We start from the raw sequence: 16,906 nt of genomic DNA, 5'->3' as shown, positions 1-16,906 counted from the left end.
GTCCGCTGCGGCGCGATCAACCTTCCCGAAGCACGAACCGCAGCCTATTGCCCTCCGGATCCGCGGTTTCCACGGCACCGGCGATCTTTTTCGGCGGCAGGTTGGCGGCATCGAGCCTGCGTTCCAGCGCAGCCAGCTCCTCGACCGATGCAAGCTCAACCGTGAAATGGTCGAGGCCGGCGGCACCCGGCGGCGGCTCGCGCAGCTCGTCACGCGCCCAGATATTGAAGGCGACCATATGCGGCCGGCTCCCGGTGCCGAAGTCGAACATGCCGAAGCTTCTCGACTGGATGTGCGGGCGGAAGCCGAGCACGCCGACATAGAATTCCATCAGTTCTTCCGGCGCGCGGGCGCGCATATGGATGTGGCCGATAAAGGCGTCGTGGGCCATTGCGGGTTCAACGTGGCCCGAATTGCCGAGGTCGCGCAGCAGGCCCGGGACATCGAGCGGCTCGAGCCCGGAATGCGCGCTGCCGTCGGTGCCGATCAGCGCCACGCGGCCATCGGCCGACACCTCGCGGCGCAGACAGCGTTCCGGCGTGTCGAAGCAGATCTCGATGCCGTTGCCGGACGGGTCGGAAACGTAGAGCGATTCCGAAACCAGGTGGTCCTGGGCGCTGTAGCGCAAGCCGGAAGCCTTAAGCCGGGCGGCGGTGTGCGCGAGGTCGCGGCGGCTCGTCACATGGATGGCGACATGGAAGAGATCGCGCGATTTCTGCGGCAGGGCGATCCGCGCTCCGGCGTGGAGCACGATAAGCTTCCGCCCGCCGGCGCCGAGCTCCGCCGTGGCGGCATCCTCGCCGAGGACCGCCAATCCGAGCGTATCGCGCCAGACGATCAAGGCAGCCGGGATGTCGGTCACCCTGAGATGGACCGGCCCGAGACGGGTGGCTTGAGGCAACCCTTCGTCCATCGTCGTCCGTCCGATTGCGGTCGGCGAACATATTAGCCGTGAACGATATTTCTGTCTCGCGCCAAGTTCGGGTTGACCCCTCCCCGGCGGGCGGCGACTATTGCCGCGAAGCTTCTTGGGAGGAGACCACATGGACGAGACCGACCACTGGCGCAACATGGCGAGCGCGCCGCGGGACGGCAGTCGCATCCTGGTGACGGTGCGCTCGTCCGAACAGGGACCGGCCGAGGTCGACATGGCCTACTGGTCGCGCGCCGACCAGTTTGGCGAGGAAGGCTGGCGGGCGTCGGATTCATCGCCCGGACGCATCGTCGAATATGCCGAGCCGGAGTTGAGATGCTGGATGCCGCTGCCCACGGCGGGGCGAGGTTCGTTGCCGAGCCCCTGGGAAGGCGACGACGTGCCGCTGGTGGATGGCGAGGGGATTTGAGTCTCTCTTTGGCGATTGGCGAAGGCGGCCGTGTCAGCTGATCTCCCCCCTTGAGGGGGAGATGTCCGGCAGGACAGAGGGGGTCGTCCCACGTAGATCGCCGACATGATCGTCGTCAGGGAAGGACGCTGGCGCTCGACGTTAGACGACCCCCTCTGTCGCCTTCGGCGACATCTCCCCCTCAAGGAGGGAGATTAGCAGCGCGCCCTACTCCACCGCCACCATCACCGCTCCCGCCTCGACCTTCGCCGGATAGGTCCTGAGATTGGTGCATGGCGGCAGGCGCTTGGCGGCTCCGGTGCGGTAGTCGAAGGCCCCGGCGTGCTTTGGGCATTCGACCTCGTAGTCCATGACCAGGCCGTCGGCGATGTGCACCGCCTCATGCGTGCAGAGCCCGTCGGTGCAGAAGACCTCGTCGTCGGGCGAGCGAAAGACGGCATAGGTCTTGCCGCCATGGTCGAAGCGGCGGGCGCCTTCCTGTTCGATGTCGTCGAGCCCGCAGGCCCTGATCCAGCCGGTCATTTTTCTTCCCTTCACATCGAGGTGAACCCATCGGGGCGGCGAAGCCGGCCACCCCGATGATCCGGGTCTAGTTCTTGTTCAGGTATTCCGCCGCGTTGGCGGGCGTCACCAGCTCGAAAGGCACATAGACGACGCGGTCGACCTTCTCGCCCTTGGCGAGCGCGAGCGCCGCATCGACACCGCCTCCGCCCTGGCCCTTGGCGTTCTGGAACACCGTGACCGAGAGCTCGCCGGCCTTCATCGCCTGCAGGCCGTCCTGCGTGGCATCGATGCCGCCGACCACGACATTCTTCAGGTCGACGCCGTTGGCCTTGAGCGCCAGGATGGCGCCGATGGCGGATTCGTCGTTGTTGGCGATGAGGGCGTCGGGCGCCGGACCGGCAGTCAGCCAGTTTGTCATCAGGTTCTGCGCATTGTCGCGCGACCATTCCGACGACTGCTTGTCGGTGACCTTGATGAAATTGCACATGTCGGTCGAAAAGATCTGCTCGACATCCTTGGTGCGCTGGAGCGCCGCCTGATGCACCAGGCTGCCCATGATGATGTAGGCCGTAGCGCCGGCCGACTTGCCCTTGGCGCGCAGCATCTTGCAGACCTCGAAAGCTTCCAGCGTGCCGGACTCGACCTCGTTCGAGCCGACATAGACCTGCTTCTCCGGCAGGTTCTTCATGTCCGATGGCTCCAGGTTGACGAAGACCAGCGGAATGCCGGCTTTGGCGGCTTCCTCGCTGATGGTCTTCGAGGCATTGGTGTCGACCAGCGTGACGATGATGGCGTCGACACCGCTGGCGATGAAATTCTTGACCTGGTCGAGCTGTTTGGCAACGTCGTTCTGGGCGTCCTCGACCTGGATCTCGGCGCCTTTCTCCTTGGCGCGGGCCTGCATGCCATGCATCAGCAGCGTCTGGAAATTGTTGTCGAAGTTGACGATCGAGACGCCGAGCTTGGCGGCGAAGGCGCCGGTCGAGACAGTCGCGAACGCGGTCGCCATCAAAGCGGCGAGCGCCGTCGAGATGAGAAGCTTCTTCACGGGTTTCCTCCCTCTGGATTTGGAGTGCCGGCTCACTCCTGTCTTGTTCGCCGGCCCTTTCGGGATCGTTGAAGCGGGCGGCTCAGGCCGGCCACGTGGCTTTCTCTGCAGCTGTCATTTCGCGGCGGCGTTGGCGCGCGCCTTCTTCTTCTCGTAGCGGGCCTGCATGCGCGCCTCGCCGTCCTTGCTGCCGTCATGGAAAGTGCCGAACCAGCGGTCGAACGGGATCAGGCCGTCGCCGTAGTTCACCTCGAAATATTTGTGGTGCAGGTAGTGGATATAGGCGTGGCTATCGACCGATCTGTCCTCGGTCAGTTCCACCTTGTCGAAGCCGACATGGCCCGGGATCGCGCCGAAGCCGGCATAGTGGAGCTGGTAGAGCGCCAGCAGGGGGTTGGACGGAATGATCAGGTGCCAGAAGGCGACGCCGAGATAGCCGAGCTGCTCCACCGGATGCATCGACAGCGACGACCAGGGCGACGGGTTGACCGAATTGTGGTGCACCGAATGCACCCATTTGTAGAGCGGCCCCCAATGGATCGTCCGGTGCAGCAGGAAGAAATGCGTCTCGTGGATGATCGGCACCACCAGCGCCAGGCAGAACAGGTAGACGGGATTCTCCGCGAAGGTCAGCCACGGCACGTAGCCGTTGGCGTAGGCGTAGAGGATCGCCACCTCGATCGTCGTCCAGATCGGCATCCCGGTGCCGAAGGTGCGCAGCATGTTGTCGATGTTCTGGTTCTCGAAGAAGAAGGCCTTGCTCTTCTGCTCCGAGGCCATTTGCCATTGTATTTGAAGCGGTTGCCTTGGGCTCTCAAAATGTAGAGTCGAAGCTCGAAAGCGCCGAAGAAAATAAGCAGCGCCGCGCAGTTGACGATGAAAAGGCGCAGGATCCAGCCGATGGCGAGCGTCTTCATCGTCTCGACGTCCGGCAGCACGTAGCGCCACCACACCACTGCCGAGAGGGCGAAGAGCAGGTTGTAGGGCAGGAAATAATGCGGCAGCCACTTCAGCAGCGCCAGCGGTCGCGGCGGAAACGCAAAGAGCGGCGCGGTGCCGGCCGGTTCGTTCGGGGCCCAATCGCCCCTCTTGTTGCGCGTGCCGTATTGCAGGTCGTCCATGGCTGGTCTCACAGCGATTGAGAAAGCGTGAGGAAGCGGTCATAGGCGGCATCGTCCATGTCCACCTGGTGCTTCGCTTCTGGGTAGCTGCCTGCGGCGACATCGCGGCCGAAGGCGCGGAAAGCACTGATGCGCTTTTCCTGCAACTCGGCCTCCAGCGTGACGAAGTCGGCATAGCGCTTGGCATGGCGCGGATAGTGGCCGGTGTGGGTGCCCAGCACGTCGCAGGAGAAGAGATACTGCGTGTCGCAGGCAGTGCCGCAGCCCATGCCCATCGTGATCAGCGGCGTCGAGCGGGTGATGTGGTCGGCGAGCCTGACCGGCACCACCTCGACCTCGATGCAGGCCGCACCCGCATTCTCCAGGTCCTTGGCCGCGCGCAGCACCTTGAAGGCCTCTTCCGCCGTGCGGCCGACGGCACGGAAATTCGTCCAGGTGGCGCGGTTCGGCACCAGGCCGACATGGCCGGTGACGGGAATGCCTTCCGCCGCCATCGCTTCGATGAAGCGCGGCGAGTGCGATGAATAGACGGCGTCGGCGCCGCGCTTCATCATGGCGAAGCCCAGCCGCACCGCCTCGTCCGGCGACGCGACCGCGCCATGCGGCATGCCGACGGAGAGGAACGCGTGAGGCGCTGCCCGGCGGATCGATTCCAGATTGTGGTCGGGCTCGCAGGAGAGGATGACGATGTCGCAGGCGACCGCGGCCGCCGCCTCGGCCGGCGTGTCGACATGCAGCTGCAGCCATTTCCTGCTGCCCTTGGCGCTTTGCAGGTCGTAGGCCGTCAAGCGACTTGTCACCGATGATCCTCCCGTTCGCGGGCGGACGATCAGGCTTGTGAAAGCTCCCCCTCACCCGGATTGGCAGCCGAACTGCGAAGCGCAATTCGGGGCCATCCGACCTCTCCCCAGGGAGAGAGGAGCCAGGCTGCGTCGGTGCCGGCCCTCTTCTCCGCTCGGGAGAAGGTGGCCGCGCAGCGGCCGGATGAGGGGGAGAATTCGCACATGCTCGTCTCCCGTTCGCGGTCGAGTTAGCACCGCGATGCCGGCCAAGGCTCGCGCAACCTTGATCAAATCAGATCAAAGGTTCTCGGCGGTGAAGGTGATGAAGCGGATCGGCGGATTGTCGACGGTAAGGTCGTGCAGGTTGAGCGCCGCCAGCACCAAGTCGATGGCGCGGCGCGCCTGAGCCTCCGGCGCCTGGTCGAGCACGACGTCCATCGTGCCGTCACGCAGGCCGCGCGTGCTGCGCTCGGTCAGTTCATGGCCGACGAAGAAGACGTCGCGACCGCGTGGGTGCCGGCGCAGCACTTCGTTCAGCGCCGTGTTGGCGCCACCGGCATTGTACAGGCCGGCAAGGTCCGACCAGCGCACAAACGCCTCATGCAACTGCTCGGCATTGCGGTCGCCGTTGTCGAAACCGAACAGGGTGGCGATGGGTTCGAAATCCCGCCCCTCGTCGATCAGATAGTCGAAGAAGCCCCGCACGCGGTCGCGGTGGACGCGATAGATCTGGCTGTGACAGATCGCGACCACCTTGCCCGGCCGCCGCTGCATCTTCGCCATCAGCAGCCCCGCCATGCGGCCGGCGGCGTAATTGTCGATGCCGACATAGGTGCTCTTGGTGCCGGAGATCTGGGTGACGATCTGCACCGTCGGGATGTTTTCCGCCTCCAGCTTCGCCACGGCCGCGCTCACCAGCGGATGGTCGGGCACGGCGAGGATCAGCGCGGCGCGCCGCATCTCCGGTTCGAGGATGCGCTTGGCGATCGCCGCCGGATTGGCCTCGTCGAGAAAGGTGCGGTGGACGGCGATCGAGCGGTCGAGCGTCGCGGCGATGCGTTCGAAGGCACGGGAGAGGCGCGCGAAGAAGGTGGCGTCGGGCCTGACCAGGATCACCTCGATGCGGATGACGCCCCGATGCGCTTCGGGGAGCCGGCGCGGATAATCGAGCGAGCGCGCCGCCGCCACCACTTTCTCGACCGTCTCGGGGCGCACCCCGCCCCTGCCGTTCAAAACGCGCTCCACCGTCGCCGTGCCGACCCCGGCGCGGCGGGCGATTTCGAGGAAGGTGGGCTTTGGAATGGGTGGGCTCCTGGGGGTGCTTTGGCACGAAGCCTAGCCGTTCTCCGGCAACAGGAGAAGGCGAGACGCCGAAGCCGCTAATCTCCCCCCTTGCGGGGGAGATGGCCGGCAGGCCAGAGGGGGGTGCGAAGGAACGCTACCGTTGGCCGGATCGGTTCACCGACAGGATGAATGCGGGACTGCCAAGAATTGACAGGCTGGCGGGACAGCACCCCCCTCTGCCCTGCCGGGCATCTCCCCCGCAAGGGGGGAGATTGGCAGTTTCAACGCCTCAAAACATAAACGCTGCCGTCGCCGAGTTTGGTCCCGTACGGCCGTCGGCGACGCCGCCCAGGCCGCACTATCCCGCGAACGTCTCGACGATGATGCGGGCCATATCGCGGTGGACTGCCTCGCGCGACGCCCGCGGCGCGGTGGATCCGGTGTAATAGACGGCCACGAGAATGGGCGCGCCCTCGGGCGGCCAAAGGATTGCGACGATGTTGGTCGTCCCATTGTCGCCGCTGCCGGTCTTGTCGCCGATGCCCCACGTGGCGGGCAGCCCGGCACGAATTCGCGCCGCGCCAACCTTGTCTTCGATCAGCCAGGCCTCGAGCCGTTTGCGCGATGCCGGCGACAGCGCGTCGCCCAGCAGGATGCGCCTGGCGTCGCCGAGCAGGGCTCGCGGGCTGGTCGTATCGCGCTTGTCGCCGGGGATGGCCGTGTTCAGCGTCGGCTCGGTGCGGTCGAGCCGGGTGACGTCGTCGCCGAGCGTGCGTGCGAAACGAGTGAGGCCCTGCGGCCCGCCAAGCACCCTGAGCAAAAGGTTGCCGGCGGTGTTGTCGCTCCAGACGACCGCCGCGGCGCAGACATCCTCAAGCGTCATGCCCTCGCCGACGTGGTCCTTCGTGATCGGCGAATAGCCCGGTTCGACATCGGATGCGGCATAGACGATGCGGTCGTCGAGCTTGGCCTTGCCGTCATCGACGGCCTTGAGCACGCCCGCGGCGGCGAGGAACTTGAAGGTGCTGGTCATCGGAAACAGTTCGTCCGCCCGGTATTCGATCGCGGCGTTGGTCCCGACATCGAGAATCATGACGCCAAGGCGCCCGCCATTCCTCGATTCGAGCGCTTCGACCGCCTTGGTCGCGGCCACCACATCGGCCTTGCCCGGCCGCGTCGCCGCCTGGATACGGACGATCGGCAAGGATGCGAATGCGCCGGCAAGCGCTGAACGCCGGGTGATCGAGGTCATCTGTTTCTCCATTTTGGGCAGGTTTTTTTGGGGCGCAGGCGGAGCGCCGGTGAAAAGTGCATTGGCCAAGGAGCGCCGAAGCGATCGGACGCGCGGCTAGTCGGTGAGCCGCGACAGCACCTGGTAGGCCGCCCTGACTCGCGCCTCATTCGGGTAAGCCTTGTTCGCCAGCATGACGATGCCGATCTTCCTCGACGGGACATAGGCGACATAGGCGCCGAAGCCGTTTGTCGAGCCGGTCTTGTCGAGCACCACGTCGGCGCGTGGCGCCATCGGCGGCTCGATCGCAGTTGCAGGGATCGGCTGCAGCATACTGGGCGCGTTCCCGGCGACGATCTTCGCCAGGTCGACCGGATAGGGATACTGCTCCCAGATCAGATCCTGGATGAGTTCGCCCGCGCGGAAATAACCGGTGTGGGTGGCTTCGAGCGCGCGTGCGACATCGTCCGGCACCTTGCCGACGCCCATGTTGGCCTCGATGAAGCGGATCATGTCGACTGCGTTCGACTTGATCCCGTAGGCCTCTTCGGCGAGCAATGCCGGGGTGACGCGGACAGGCTTGTCGTTGCGGTTGTAGCCCCAGGCGTAGGATTTCATCTGTGCGGCCGGGACGTTGACGTAAGTTCGCCGCAAGCCCAATTCCGGCAACAGCCGTCTTTCTATCAGCGCCGGAAAGCTCGCGCCCATCGCCTTGGCGGTGGCCATCCCGAGCAGGCCGATGCTCGGGTTGGCGTAGGTGCGGGTGGTGGCGGCCGCGAATTGCGGCTTCCATTGGCGATAATAGGCGATGAGCTGTTTTTGCGTCTTCACCGTATCGGGCAGTTGCAGCGGGAAACCGCCGGCCGTGTGCGTGGCGAGGTCGAGCAGCCTGACATCGCCCAGCGCGCTGCCCTGAAGTTCGGGCATGTGCTTGCCGACCTTGTCGCCAAGTGCGAGCTTGCCCTCGACCTCGGCATAGGCCGCGAGCGTCGCGGTGAAGGTTTTGCTGATTGAGCCGAGCTCGAACAACGTATCGCGCGTGACGGCTGCCTGGGTGTCCTTCTCGGCCACGCCATAGTCGATGAAGAAGCGCTCGCCGTTCACGGACACGGCGACGGCCATCCCCGGAATGTCGTACTGGGCGATCACCGGCTTCACCGCCTCATCGACTAGCTGCCTTACCTTGGCGTCCTGATCGGCGGCACGAGCGCCCGACAGGCTGCCCGGCGCGCAGGCGAGGACGACGGCAGCGATGGTGAAGCGAAGCCGGCTGCACATGATCTGCTCCCTCTGGATCGGACGATTGCGGGTTTATGACCCCTTCGAACCGGCTACAAACGATGATAAATCGCAACAGCTATAAGATAATCTTGGGCATCGATGGTTCGACCTTACCTGCCGCTCAATGCATTGCGGGCCTTCGAGGCGTCGGCCAGGCATCTCAGCTTCACACGCGCCGGCATCGAGTTGGCGGTGACGCAGGCCGCCGTTAGCCAGCAGGTTCGATCGCTCGAACAGCGGCTCGGCGTGCAGCTGTTTCGCAGGTTGCCTCGCGGCCTCAAGATCACGGCGGAAGGCGAGGCTCTGCTGCCGATCGTCGGCGACGCCTTCGACCGCCTGGCGCGATCGCTGGAGCGGGTCGGATCGGGCAAACTGCGCGAACCGCTCGTCGTCGGCGCCGTCGGAACCTTCGCCGTCGGCTGGCTGCTTCCGAGACTGGAAGACTTCCGGCGCACCCATCCGTTCGTCGAGCTGCGGCTGTCCACCAACAACAACCGCGTCGACCTGGCGGCCGAGGGATTGGATTTTTCGATCCGCTTCGGCAACGGCGCCTGGCATGGACTTGATGCGACGGAACTTTTCGAAGCGCCTCTGACGCCGCTTTGCACGCCGGAACTGGCGGCGACGCTTCACGCGCCGCAGGACCTCGGCGCGCTTACCTTGCTGCGCAGCTACCGTCAGGACGAATGGAGCCGCTGGTTCGAGGCCGCCGGCATGGAAGCGCCGGCGAACTTCGCGAGCGCGATCGTCTTCGATTCTTCACTGGCGATGATGGAAGCCGCCGAACAAGGGGCAGGCGTTGCGCTGGCTCCGGCGCTGATGTTTTCGCGACAACTGAGCAAGGGGTCGATAAGGCGCCCTTTCCAGGCCTCAATATCGCTCGGCAGCTATTGGCTGACCAAGTTGAAGTCCAGGGAACCGACCGCCGCGATGTCGGCCTTTGCGGACTGGATCACCAGCTTGGAACCGGACAGACGAAGCGCGCTCAGCTAGCGGTGCTTCAGCCGGCTTTCGCCGCCTCCGATGCCCCGAACCTCAGCCCATCCATCAAGAGCTTCACCAGCCGCCCCGAGCGGTCCCGCCAGTCGGGCGTGTTGGGGGCGGAGTAGATGCCGCCCAGCGCATGCAGCACGTCCGACGCATCGACGTCGGCGCGGATCTTCCCCGCAGCTGCGGCCTGTTCGACCAGCCCCTTCAGCGCGCCGGATACGCGGCCCGAGGTATCGGAGAACAGCGTCGAGTTGGTGGTGAGCAACAGCCGCAGGCTTGTCGCCAGACCGCGCTTGGTGGCGATGTAGTCGACGAAGCGCTGCATCCAGAGTTCCAGCGCCACATCGGGCGGATGAGCGCCGGCAAGTTCCTCGGCCGCATGGCAGAGCGCTTCCACCTCGCGGCGGTAGACCACCTCGACCAGATGCTCGCGCGTCGGGAAATGCCGGTAGAGCGTGCCGATGCCGACTCCTGCCCGCTTGGCGATCTCCTCCAGCGAGGCATCGACACCCTCGGCGGCAAACGCCTGCGCCGCCGCCTCGATAAGCTTGTCGCGGTTGCGCCGCGCATCGGCGCGCAGCGGCTTTGGCGCCGGCGTTTCAGGCTTTTCGGCAGGCTCCGAGGGCTGTTCAGTCAGTTTTTTCTCCACTGTCGCAATATGGGGCTTGAACCCATGCGGGTCAGCCCCCACGTAAATAAACGGAGGCGCCTCCGTTTTAGTGGAGTTGTCTTATCATATAATCAGGGCAAGCGGTATGTCACGGGGTAAGCGCCTAATCTCCCCCCTCGAGGGGGAGATGTCGCCGCAGGCGACAGAGGGGGTCGCCGCGCGTGAAGCGCCTTGCTGGCGCGCGACGCGCGAGGACGTTGGCGCTCGACGTGAGACGACCCCCTCTGCCCTGCCGGGCATCTCCCCGCAAGGGGGGAGATTAGCTGCTTCGACGCCTTGCCCCTCTCCTCCCAAGCCCCATTTCCCTCCCCCTAGCGTCCAGCAATCGGAGCCCGACGCCTCATGACCAGCCAGACAATCATCGACCCTCCCGAAGACGGCCATTTCAGGAACGGCAAGGCCAGCAACGGCGCAAGCCCCACCACCTTGTCCGTCCACCTCACCATCAACGGCCGTGACCACGCGCTCGATATCGAGCCGCGGGTTACCCTGCTCGACGCGCTGCGCGAGCGGCTCCACCTCACCGGCACCAAGAAGGGCTGCGACCAGGGCCAGTGCGGCGCCTGCACCGTTCATGTCGACGGTGAGCGGGTGCTGGCCTGCCTGACGCTCGCCGCCCAGGTCGAGGGACGCTCGATCACAACAATAGAAGGGCTCGCCGACGAAGACGGCACGCTGCACGCCGTGCAGGCCGCCTTCCTCGAACAGGATGCATTCCAGTGCGGCTATTGCACGCCGGGACAGATCATGTCGGCGGTGGCCTGCATCCGCGAGGGCCATGCCGGCTCCGACGAGGAGATCCGCGAATACATGGCCGGCAATCTGTGCCGCTGCGGCGCCTATCCGCACATCGTCGCCGCCGTCCGCCAGGCAGCCAGGGAGCTCCGCTCATGAGAGACTTTTCCTATCTTCGCGCCGACAGCGTCGAGGCCGCGCGCAACGCGGCCGCCCTTCCCGGCGCCATGCTGCTTGCCGGCGGCACGACGCTCATCGATCTCGCCAAATGCGGCGTCGCCGAACCGGCCACCGTCATCGACATCAGCCATATCGAGGGGCTCAACGCCATTGATGTAACCGCCGACCGCGCCGTCATCGGCGCGCTGGCCAAGATGAGCCATGTCGCCGACAACGCCGAGGTGAAAAGCCACTTCCCGGCGGTTTCGGAAGCGTTGTGGCAGGCGGCCTCGGCGCAGCTGCGCAACATGGCGACCATCGGCGGCAACCTGATGCAGCGCACGCGCTGTCCCTATTTCCGCGATCCGCAGAACTTCCCGGCCTGCAACAAGCGCGAGCCGGGCAGCGGCTGCTCGGCGATCGGCGGGGTCTCGCGCGGCCATGCGGTGCTCGGCACCAGCGAAGCCTGCATCGCCACCTATCCGGGCGATCTTGCCATCGCGCTGGTCGCCTTCGACGCCGAGGTCGATCTCGGCGAGCGGAAGCTGAAGGTCGAGGACTTCTTCCTCGCCCCTGGCGCCACGGCCGAACGCGAGCACGACATCCGCCCCGGCGAAATGATCACGGCCATCGAGATCCCGGGTTCGGCCGCAGCCCGGCGGTCGACCTATCTGAAGGTCCGCGACCGCCAGTCCTATGAGTTCGCGGCGGCGAGCGCTGCCGTCGGACTGGAGCTCGAGGGCGACGGCCGCACCATACGCGACATCCGCGTCGCGGTCGGCGGCGTCGCGACGAAACCGTGGCGGGCGCGCGCCGTCGAAGAGGCGCTGAAGGGCAAGCCGCTCGACGAAGCGTCCGTTCGCAAGGCGAGCGAGCTCGTCATGGAGGGCGCCGTCGACCACGGCGCCAACCACTACAAGATTGCATTGGCGCCCCGCGTGATCGCGCGCGCCATCCTCCAATTGGGAGAAACGGCATGACCGTTCATGACATGAAACACGCAGGCTCCGACAGCGCGCGCCTCGAAGCGGTGGGCGGGCGCCTGTCGCGCGTCGACGGCCCGGCCAAGATCACCGGCGCGGCGCATTACGCGTTCGAACAGCAGCTCGAAGGGCTGACCCATGCGGTACTGGTCGGCGCGACGATTGCCGCCGGCAAGGTCACCGGCATCGACACGCGCGCGGCGGAAACCGCGCCAGGCGTGCTCGCGGTGCTGACGCCCGACACCATCATGGACCTGAATTCGGCATCGGACTGGTTCGGCAGACAGCCGTCCGAAGAAACCTATTGCCCGCTCGTCCGCGAGGTCACCTTTTCCGGCCAGCACATTGCTGCCGTCGTGGCCGAGAGCTTCGAGCAGGCCGTCGCCGCCGCGGCGCTGGTCAAGGTCAGCTATGACGAGACGCCGGCAATCGTCGACCTCAGCGACGGCAGCGACGGTATTCCGGTCGACGCCATGACCAAGGAATGGGGCGACGCCGAGGCCGCCTTCGCCGAGGCACCGGTGCGCGTCTGCGCCGCCTACAACACGCCGCGCGAGTTCCAGGCGGCGATGGAGCCGCACGGGCTGATCGCGCGCTGGGAGGGCGACCAGCTCACCATCTGGGAACCGAGCCAGTGGCTCGACGGCATGGCGCGCACCTATGCCGAATGGTTTGGCGTGCCGTTCCAGAACGTGCGGCTGGTCTCGCCCTATATCGGCGGCGGCTTCGGCTCCAAGGCGCTGGCGCTCGCGCACAGCGCGGTGGCCGCGGCAGCGGCAAAGATGCTCGGACGCCCGGTGAAGCTGGTGCTCAACCGCCCGCAGAATTTCACCTCCTATGGCGGCCGCGCCGCGACGCGCCAGACTGTTGCGATCGGCGCCGACAAGGCGGGCCGCATCCAGTCGATCGTGCATCGCGGCGTCAACGAGACGGCGGTCGACGGCATGTGGGTCGAGCCGCTCGGCTCCGTCACCTCGATCATGTATGCGACGCCCAATTTCTCCTCGAAGCAGAATGTGGTCAGGGTGAACACGGTGGTGCCGGGAGCAAAGCGCGCGCCGGGCGAGAACCCGAGCGCCTTCGGCATCGAATGCGCCATCGACGAGCTCGCCCATGAGCTCGGCATCGATCCGCTGGAGATGCGGCTGATCAATTATGCCGAGCAGGATCCCCACGCCAAGAAGGCGTGGTCGACAAGGCAGTTGCGCGAGGCCTTTGCCGCCGGCGCGGAAGCCTTCGGCTGGGCGAAGCGTTCGCGCGAGCCGCGCTCGATGCGCGACGGCCACCAGCTCATCGGCTGGGGCGTCGCGGCCGGCACCTATCCGGTTCGGCGCGCCTATGGCGAGGCCGTGGTGAAGCTCCTGGCCGACGGCTCGGTCGAGGTCGAGAGCTCCTCCATCGACATGGGCCAGGGGACCTACACGATCCTGGCGCAGACCGCGGCCGAGACGCTTGGCGTGCCGGTGGAGAAGGTGTCGGTGAGGCTGGGGGATTCCCATTTCGCCCGCGCCGGCGTCACCGGCGGCTCGCGGCTTGCCGGGGTCATGACCGGCGCCGTCTACAAGGCGGCGGGCCAGGCGCTGGACGAGCTGATCGGGCTGGCGCTCTCCGATCCGCGCTCGCCCTTCCATGGGCTGCAAGCGAACACGCTGCAAGTGAAGGGTGGCCGCATCGCCTCGCCGCGCGGTGACGGCCCGGAGTTCTCGATCGCCGAGCTGATGCGCGCCCTCGGTCGCGAAAAGATCGAGGCCAAGGGCGACACTGTCCCGGCCAGCTTCACGCCGGAGCAGCGCTACAACAACTACACTACCATCGCCATGGCGCTGCCGCACACCGAGGGCGATTATTCCCGCCACTCCTGGTGCGCGCATTTCGTCGAGGTGCGCGTCGACGAGGATTTTGGCACGGTGCGCGTGTCGCGCGTCGTGTCGGCGCTCGATTCCGGCCGGCTCTACAACCCCAAGCTGGCGGAGAGCCAGTGGAAGGGCGGCATCATCATGGGTATCGGCCAGGCGCTGCTGGAAGAAGGCATCGTCGACCGCCGCCATGGCCGCATCGTCAACGGCAACCTCGCCGACTACATGCTGCCGACCAATGCCGACATCCCGGACATCCGGACGATCTCGGTCGGCATCCCCGACCCACATTCCTCGGCGCTGGGTGGCAAGGGCGTCGGCGAGCTCGGCATCGTCGGCGTGGCGCCGGCGATTGCCAATGCGGTGTTCCACGCCACCGGGAAGCGGGTGCGGGACCTGCCGATTACGCTGGAGAAGTTGATTTAGCGCCGGCCTTGTCTCCCCCCTCGAGGGGGAGATGTCGCCGAAGGCGACAGAGGGGGTCGCCGCGCGTGGGGCGCCAACCTACAACCGTCGCAATAGGCCGAGTCCAGTCGGACCGACCCCCTCTGCCCTGCCGGGCATCTCCCCCTCGAGGGGGGAGATCACCTGCCCTGGCTCTGGCCCTTCAAAAACTGGCTAAGCAGATCCACCGGCAGCGGGAAGACCACGGTCGATGAGCGCTCGCCGGCGATGTCGTGCAGGGCCTCGAAATAGCGCAGCTGCATGGCCTGCGGTTCGGCCGCCAGCATGCGGCCGGCCTCGACCAGCTTGGCCGCCGCCTGCTGCTCGCCGTCGGCGTTGATGACCTTGGCGCGCCGCAGCCGCTCGGCCTCTGCCTGCTTGGCGATGGCCCGAACCATGCTCTCATTCAGGTCGACATGCTTGATCTCGACATTGGAGACCTTGATGCCCCAGGCGTCGGTGCGCTGGTCGAGGATGTCCTGGATGTCGCTGTTGAGCTTGTCGCGCTCGGCCAGCATCTCGTCCAGCTCGTGCTTGCCGAGCACCGAACGCAGCGTGGTCTGCGCCAGCTGGTTGGTGGCGGTCATGAAATCCTCGACCTGGATGATCGCCCGCTCGGCGTCGACGATGCGGAAATAGAGCACCGCGTTGACCTTGACCGAAACATTGTCGCGCGAGATGACGTCCTGCGGCGGCACGTCCTGCACCACAACGCGCAGGTCCACGCGCACCATCTGCTGGATGAAGGGAACGAGCAGGATGAGGCCGGGCCCCTTGACCCCGGTGAAGCGGCCGAGCGTGAAGACGACGCCGCGCTCATATTCCCTCAGGATGCGGATCGCCGCCGACAGGAACATGATCACCAGCAGCGCGAGGATCAGATAGGCGACATAGCCGAGCGTCATTGTTTTGCTCCGTCGTTTCCCGCTCCGTTGTGACCTGCACCACGCCGCCGCACCGTCAGCACGAGATCGCTGACGGCGGTCACCTCAGCACGATCCCCGGGCGCGATCGGCTCCTCGGCCTTGGCGCGCCAGCGCTCGCCGAGCGCCAGCACATGACCTTCTCCGCCTTCCCAGTCGAGAACGTCCACGGAAAGACCGTGCATGGCCCCGCCGCCGACGCGCGGCGGATTGCGGCGCGCTGCCCACAGATAGCTGCCGGCCAGCAGCGCGAGGCCCAGCGTCAGCGCCGCGGCGGGGCCGATGACCGCCCACGATATGGCGAAGCCCGGCCCCTCGACCTTGAGCAGCATGGCCGCGCCGAGCAGGAAGGCGGCCGCGCCGCCGACACCCAGCACCACTGTCGGACTGAAAGCCTCGACGATGAGGAAGGCGACGCCGAGCAGCATCAGGGCGAGACCGGTATAGTTGATCGGCAAGAGATCGAGCGCGTAGAGGCCGAGGACGAGGCAGATGGCGCCAATGACGCCAGGCGCCACCGCACCTGGGCTCGTGACCTCGAAGACGATGCCGTAGAAGCCGATCAGCATCAGGAGGACGGCAACGTTCGGATCGGTGATGACCGCGAGAAGCCGGATGAACCAGCCGGGATCCAGGACCTCGACGGCCAGGCCCTTCGTCGCCAGCACCTCTTTCTTGCCGGCCACGTCGACGGTGCGGCCGTCGGCGAGCTGCAGCAGCTCCGCCTTGTCACGGGCGACGAAGTCGATGACATGTTGCTGCAGCGCCGCGCTTGCCGAGAGGCTCGCCGCCTCGCGAACCGCCTTCTCGCCCCAGTCGCCATTGCGCCCGCGCAGTTCGGCGAGGGAGCGGATCAGCGCCACCGCGTCGTTGGTCGCCTTGGCCATCATCGGGTCCCCGGCTGGCTTCCCGGTGTCCTTGTCGTCCTTCTCACCGCCGGGAAGCGAGGGCAGCCCGCCGATCTCGACCGGCGTCGCGGCGCCCAGATTGGTACCGGGCGCCATCGCCGCGACATGGGTCGAGTAAAGGATATAGGTTCCGGCGCTCGCCGCATGACCGCCGGCGGGCGCGACATAGCCGATGACGGGAACGGGGGACGCCAGGATATCGGCGATCATCTCGCGCATCGAGGTGACGAGGCCGCCGGGCGTGTCGAGCTGAAGGATGAGAGCCCCGGCGTTGCGCTCGGCCGCGGTCTTGAGCGCTTCCTTGAGCTGGCGCGAACTCGCCGGACCGATGGCGCCGTCAATCGCGATGCTCAAGGCCATCCTCTCCCCCGCCGTTTCGGCCGAGGAGAAGGGGAAAACCGCCGCGGCGGCCATGAAAGCCGCTGCCAGAAGGGCCACCCGCGCGAGTTTCACGCCTCAAAGCTCCTTGGGATTCAATATGGGGTTGTGCCGGGGCAAGTCCAATGAGGGCAGCGGAGCGGGTAATCTCCCCCCTCACGATTCCACGGCAATTTCGACGTCGCCTCCAACGCTGGCTCCCTCGCCCGTACGTCATTGTCCCCATCGACGGCGCGAATGAACGCGCTCGCAACAATGGAGACGAC

At 66.1% G+C, this 16,906-nt stretch carries 15 protein-coding genes and 1 pseudogene; 5 read left to right on the top strand and 11 right to left on the bottom strand.

What is annotated here, in order from left to right:
* Nucleotides 1-16: 16 nt before the first annotated feature.
* Nucleotides 17-913, bottom strand: coding sequence for a VOC family protein (locus CK218_RS27095; RefSeq protein ID WP_095829481.1), 897 nt, complete (start codon nucleotides 911-913; stop codon nucleotides 17-19).
* A 130-nt stretch (nucleotides 914-1,043) separates the two neighbouring features.
* Here CK218_RS27095 and CK218_RS27090 point away from each other — a divergent pair, with 130 nt between their 5' ends.
* Nucleotides 1,044-1,343, top strand: coding sequence for a hypothetical protein (locus tag CK218_RS27090; protein ID WP_095783445.1), 300 nt, complete (start codon nucleotides 1,044-1,046; stop codon nucleotides 1,341-1,343).
* Nucleotides 1,344-1,550: 207 nt separating this feature from the next.
* Here CK218_RS27090 and CK218_RS27085 read toward each other — a convergent pair whose 3' ends face one another.
* From CK218_RS27085 to ampC, 7 genes and pseudogenes are all read right to left on the bottom strand, one after another.
* Nucleotides 1,551-1,865: a MocE family 2Fe-2S type ferredoxin gene (locus CK218_RS27085; RefSeq protein ID WP_095829480.1), complete on the bottom strand. Its 315-nt coding sequence runs from the start codon at nucleotides 1,863-1,865 to the stop codon at nucleotides 1,551-1,553.
* A 67-nt stretch (nucleotides 1,866-1,932) separates the two neighbouring features.
* Nucleotides 1,933-2,895 carry a substrate-binding domain-containing protein gene (locus tag CK218_RS27080; RefSeq protein WP_095829479.1) on the bottom strand — a complete coding sequence of 321 codons (963 nt, stop codon included), beginning with the start codon at nucleotides 2,893-2,895 and terminating at the stop codon, nucleotides 1,933-1,935.
* A 114-nt stretch (nucleotides 2,896-3,009) separates the two neighbouring features.
* A pseudogene (locus CK218_RS27075) lies at nucleotides 3,010-4,016 on the bottom strand (sterol desaturase family protein).
* An 8-nt stretch (nucleotides 4,017-4,024) separates the two neighbouring features.
* Nucleotides 4,025-4,816 (bottom strand): 3-methyl-2-oxobutanoate hydroxymethyltransferase, encoded by a 792-nt coding sequence (locus tag CK218_RS27070; RefSeq protein WP_095829478.1) that lies wholly within the window; start codon nucleotides 4,814-4,816, stop codon nucleotides 4,025-4,027.
* A gap of 279 nt (nucleotides 4,817-5,095) precedes the next feature.
* Nucleotides 5,096-6,100 (bottom strand): LacI family DNA-binding transcriptional regulator, encoded by a 1,005-nt coding sequence (locus CK218_RS27065; protein ID WP_095829477.1) that lies wholly within the window; start codon nucleotides 6,098-6,100, stop codon nucleotides 5,096-5,098.
* A 340-nt stretch (nucleotides 6,101-6,440) separates the two neighbouring features.
* On the bottom strand, nucleotides 6,441-7,334 hold the full coding sequence (gene bla, locus CK218_RS27060) for a class A beta-lactamase (protein WP_095829524.1): 894 nt from the start codon (nucleotides 7,332-7,334) through the stop codon (nucleotides 6,441-6,443).
* Nucleotides 7,335-7,430: 96 nt separating this feature from the next.
* On the bottom strand, nucleotides 7,431-8,591 hold the full coding sequence (gene ampC / locus CK218_RS27055) for a class C beta-lactamase (RefSeq protein ID WP_095829476.1): 1,161 nt from the start codon (nucleotides 8,589-8,591) through the stop codon (nucleotides 7,431-7,433).
* A gap of 102 nt (nucleotides 8,592-8,693) precedes the next feature.
* Between ampC and CK218_RS27050 the strand changes: the two genes are divergently transcribed.
* Entirely contained in the window at nucleotides 8,694-9,587 is an 894-nt protein-coding gene (locus CK218_RS27050) for a LysR family transcriptional regulator (RefSeq protein ID WP_095778217.1), read from the top strand.
* 7 nt (nucleotides 9,588-9,594) lie between these two features.
* On the opposite strand, the gene CK218_RS27045 is transcribed toward CK218_RS27050, so the two are convergent.
* Complete coding sequence (locus tag CK218_RS27045) at nucleotides 9,595-10,221, bottom strand: TetR/AcrR family transcriptional regulator (RefSeq protein WP_095829523.1); 627 nt, start codon at nucleotides 10,219-10,221, stop codon at nucleotides 9,595-9,597.
* 459 nt (nucleotides 10,222-10,680) lie between these two features.
* Between CK218_RS27045 and CK218_RS27040 the strand changes: the two genes are divergently transcribed.
* Genes CK218_RS27040 through CK218_RS27030 form a run of 3 tightly spaced genes read left to right on the top strand, consistent with a single transcriptional unit; the run spans nucleotide 10,681 to nucleotide 14,413 of the window.
* Entirely contained in the window at nucleotides 10,681-11,148 is a 468-nt protein-coding gene (locus CK218_RS27040) for a (2Fe-2S)-binding protein (protein WP_245299684.1), read from the top strand.
* Nucleotides 11,145-12,128, top strand: coding sequence for a xanthine dehydrogenase family protein subunit M (locus tag CK218_RS27035; RefSeq protein WP_095829475.1), 984 nt, complete (start codon nucleotides 11,145-11,147; stop codon nucleotides 12,126-12,128). The genes CK218_RS27040 and CK218_RS27035 overlap by 4 nt, the downstream gene beginning before the upstream one ends.
* A complete protein-coding gene (locus CK218_RS27030) occupies nucleotides 12,125-14,413 on the top strand; it encodes a xanthine dehydrogenase family protein molybdopterin-binding subunit (protein ID WP_095829474.1) in 2,289 nt (762 codons plus the stop codon). The genes CK218_RS27035 and CK218_RS27030 overlap by 4 nt, the downstream gene beginning before the upstream one ends.
* A 158-nt stretch (nucleotides 14,414-14,571) precedes the next feature.
* On the opposite strand, the gene CK218_RS27025 is transcribed toward CK218_RS27030, so the two are convergent.
* Both CK218_RS27025 and CK218_RS27020 read right to left on the bottom strand, forming a co-directional pair.
* Nucleotides 14,572-15,336: a slipin family protein gene (locus CK218_RS27025; RefSeq protein ID WP_066999450.1), complete on the bottom strand. Its 765-nt coding sequence runs from the start codon at nucleotides 15,334-15,336 to the stop codon at nucleotides 14,572-14,574.
* Nucleotides 15,333-16,715, bottom strand: a complete 1,383-nt coding sequence (locus tag CK218_RS27020) for a nodulation protein NfeD (RefSeq protein WP_095778849.1) — start codon at nucleotides 16,713-16,715, stop codon at nucleotides 15,333-15,335. Before CK218_RS27020 ends, CK218_RS27025 begins: the two co-directional genes overlap by 4 nt.
* Nucleotides 16,716-16,906 lie beyond the last annotated feature (191 nt).

This window comes from Mesorhizobium sp. WSM3879 (assembly GCF_002294915.1).
Classification (GTDB): domain Bacteria; phylum Pseudomonadota; class Alphaproteobacteria; order Rhizobiales; family Rhizobiaceae; genus Mesorhizobium.
This window is presented reverse-complemented; position numbering and strand designations above follow the sequence as displayed.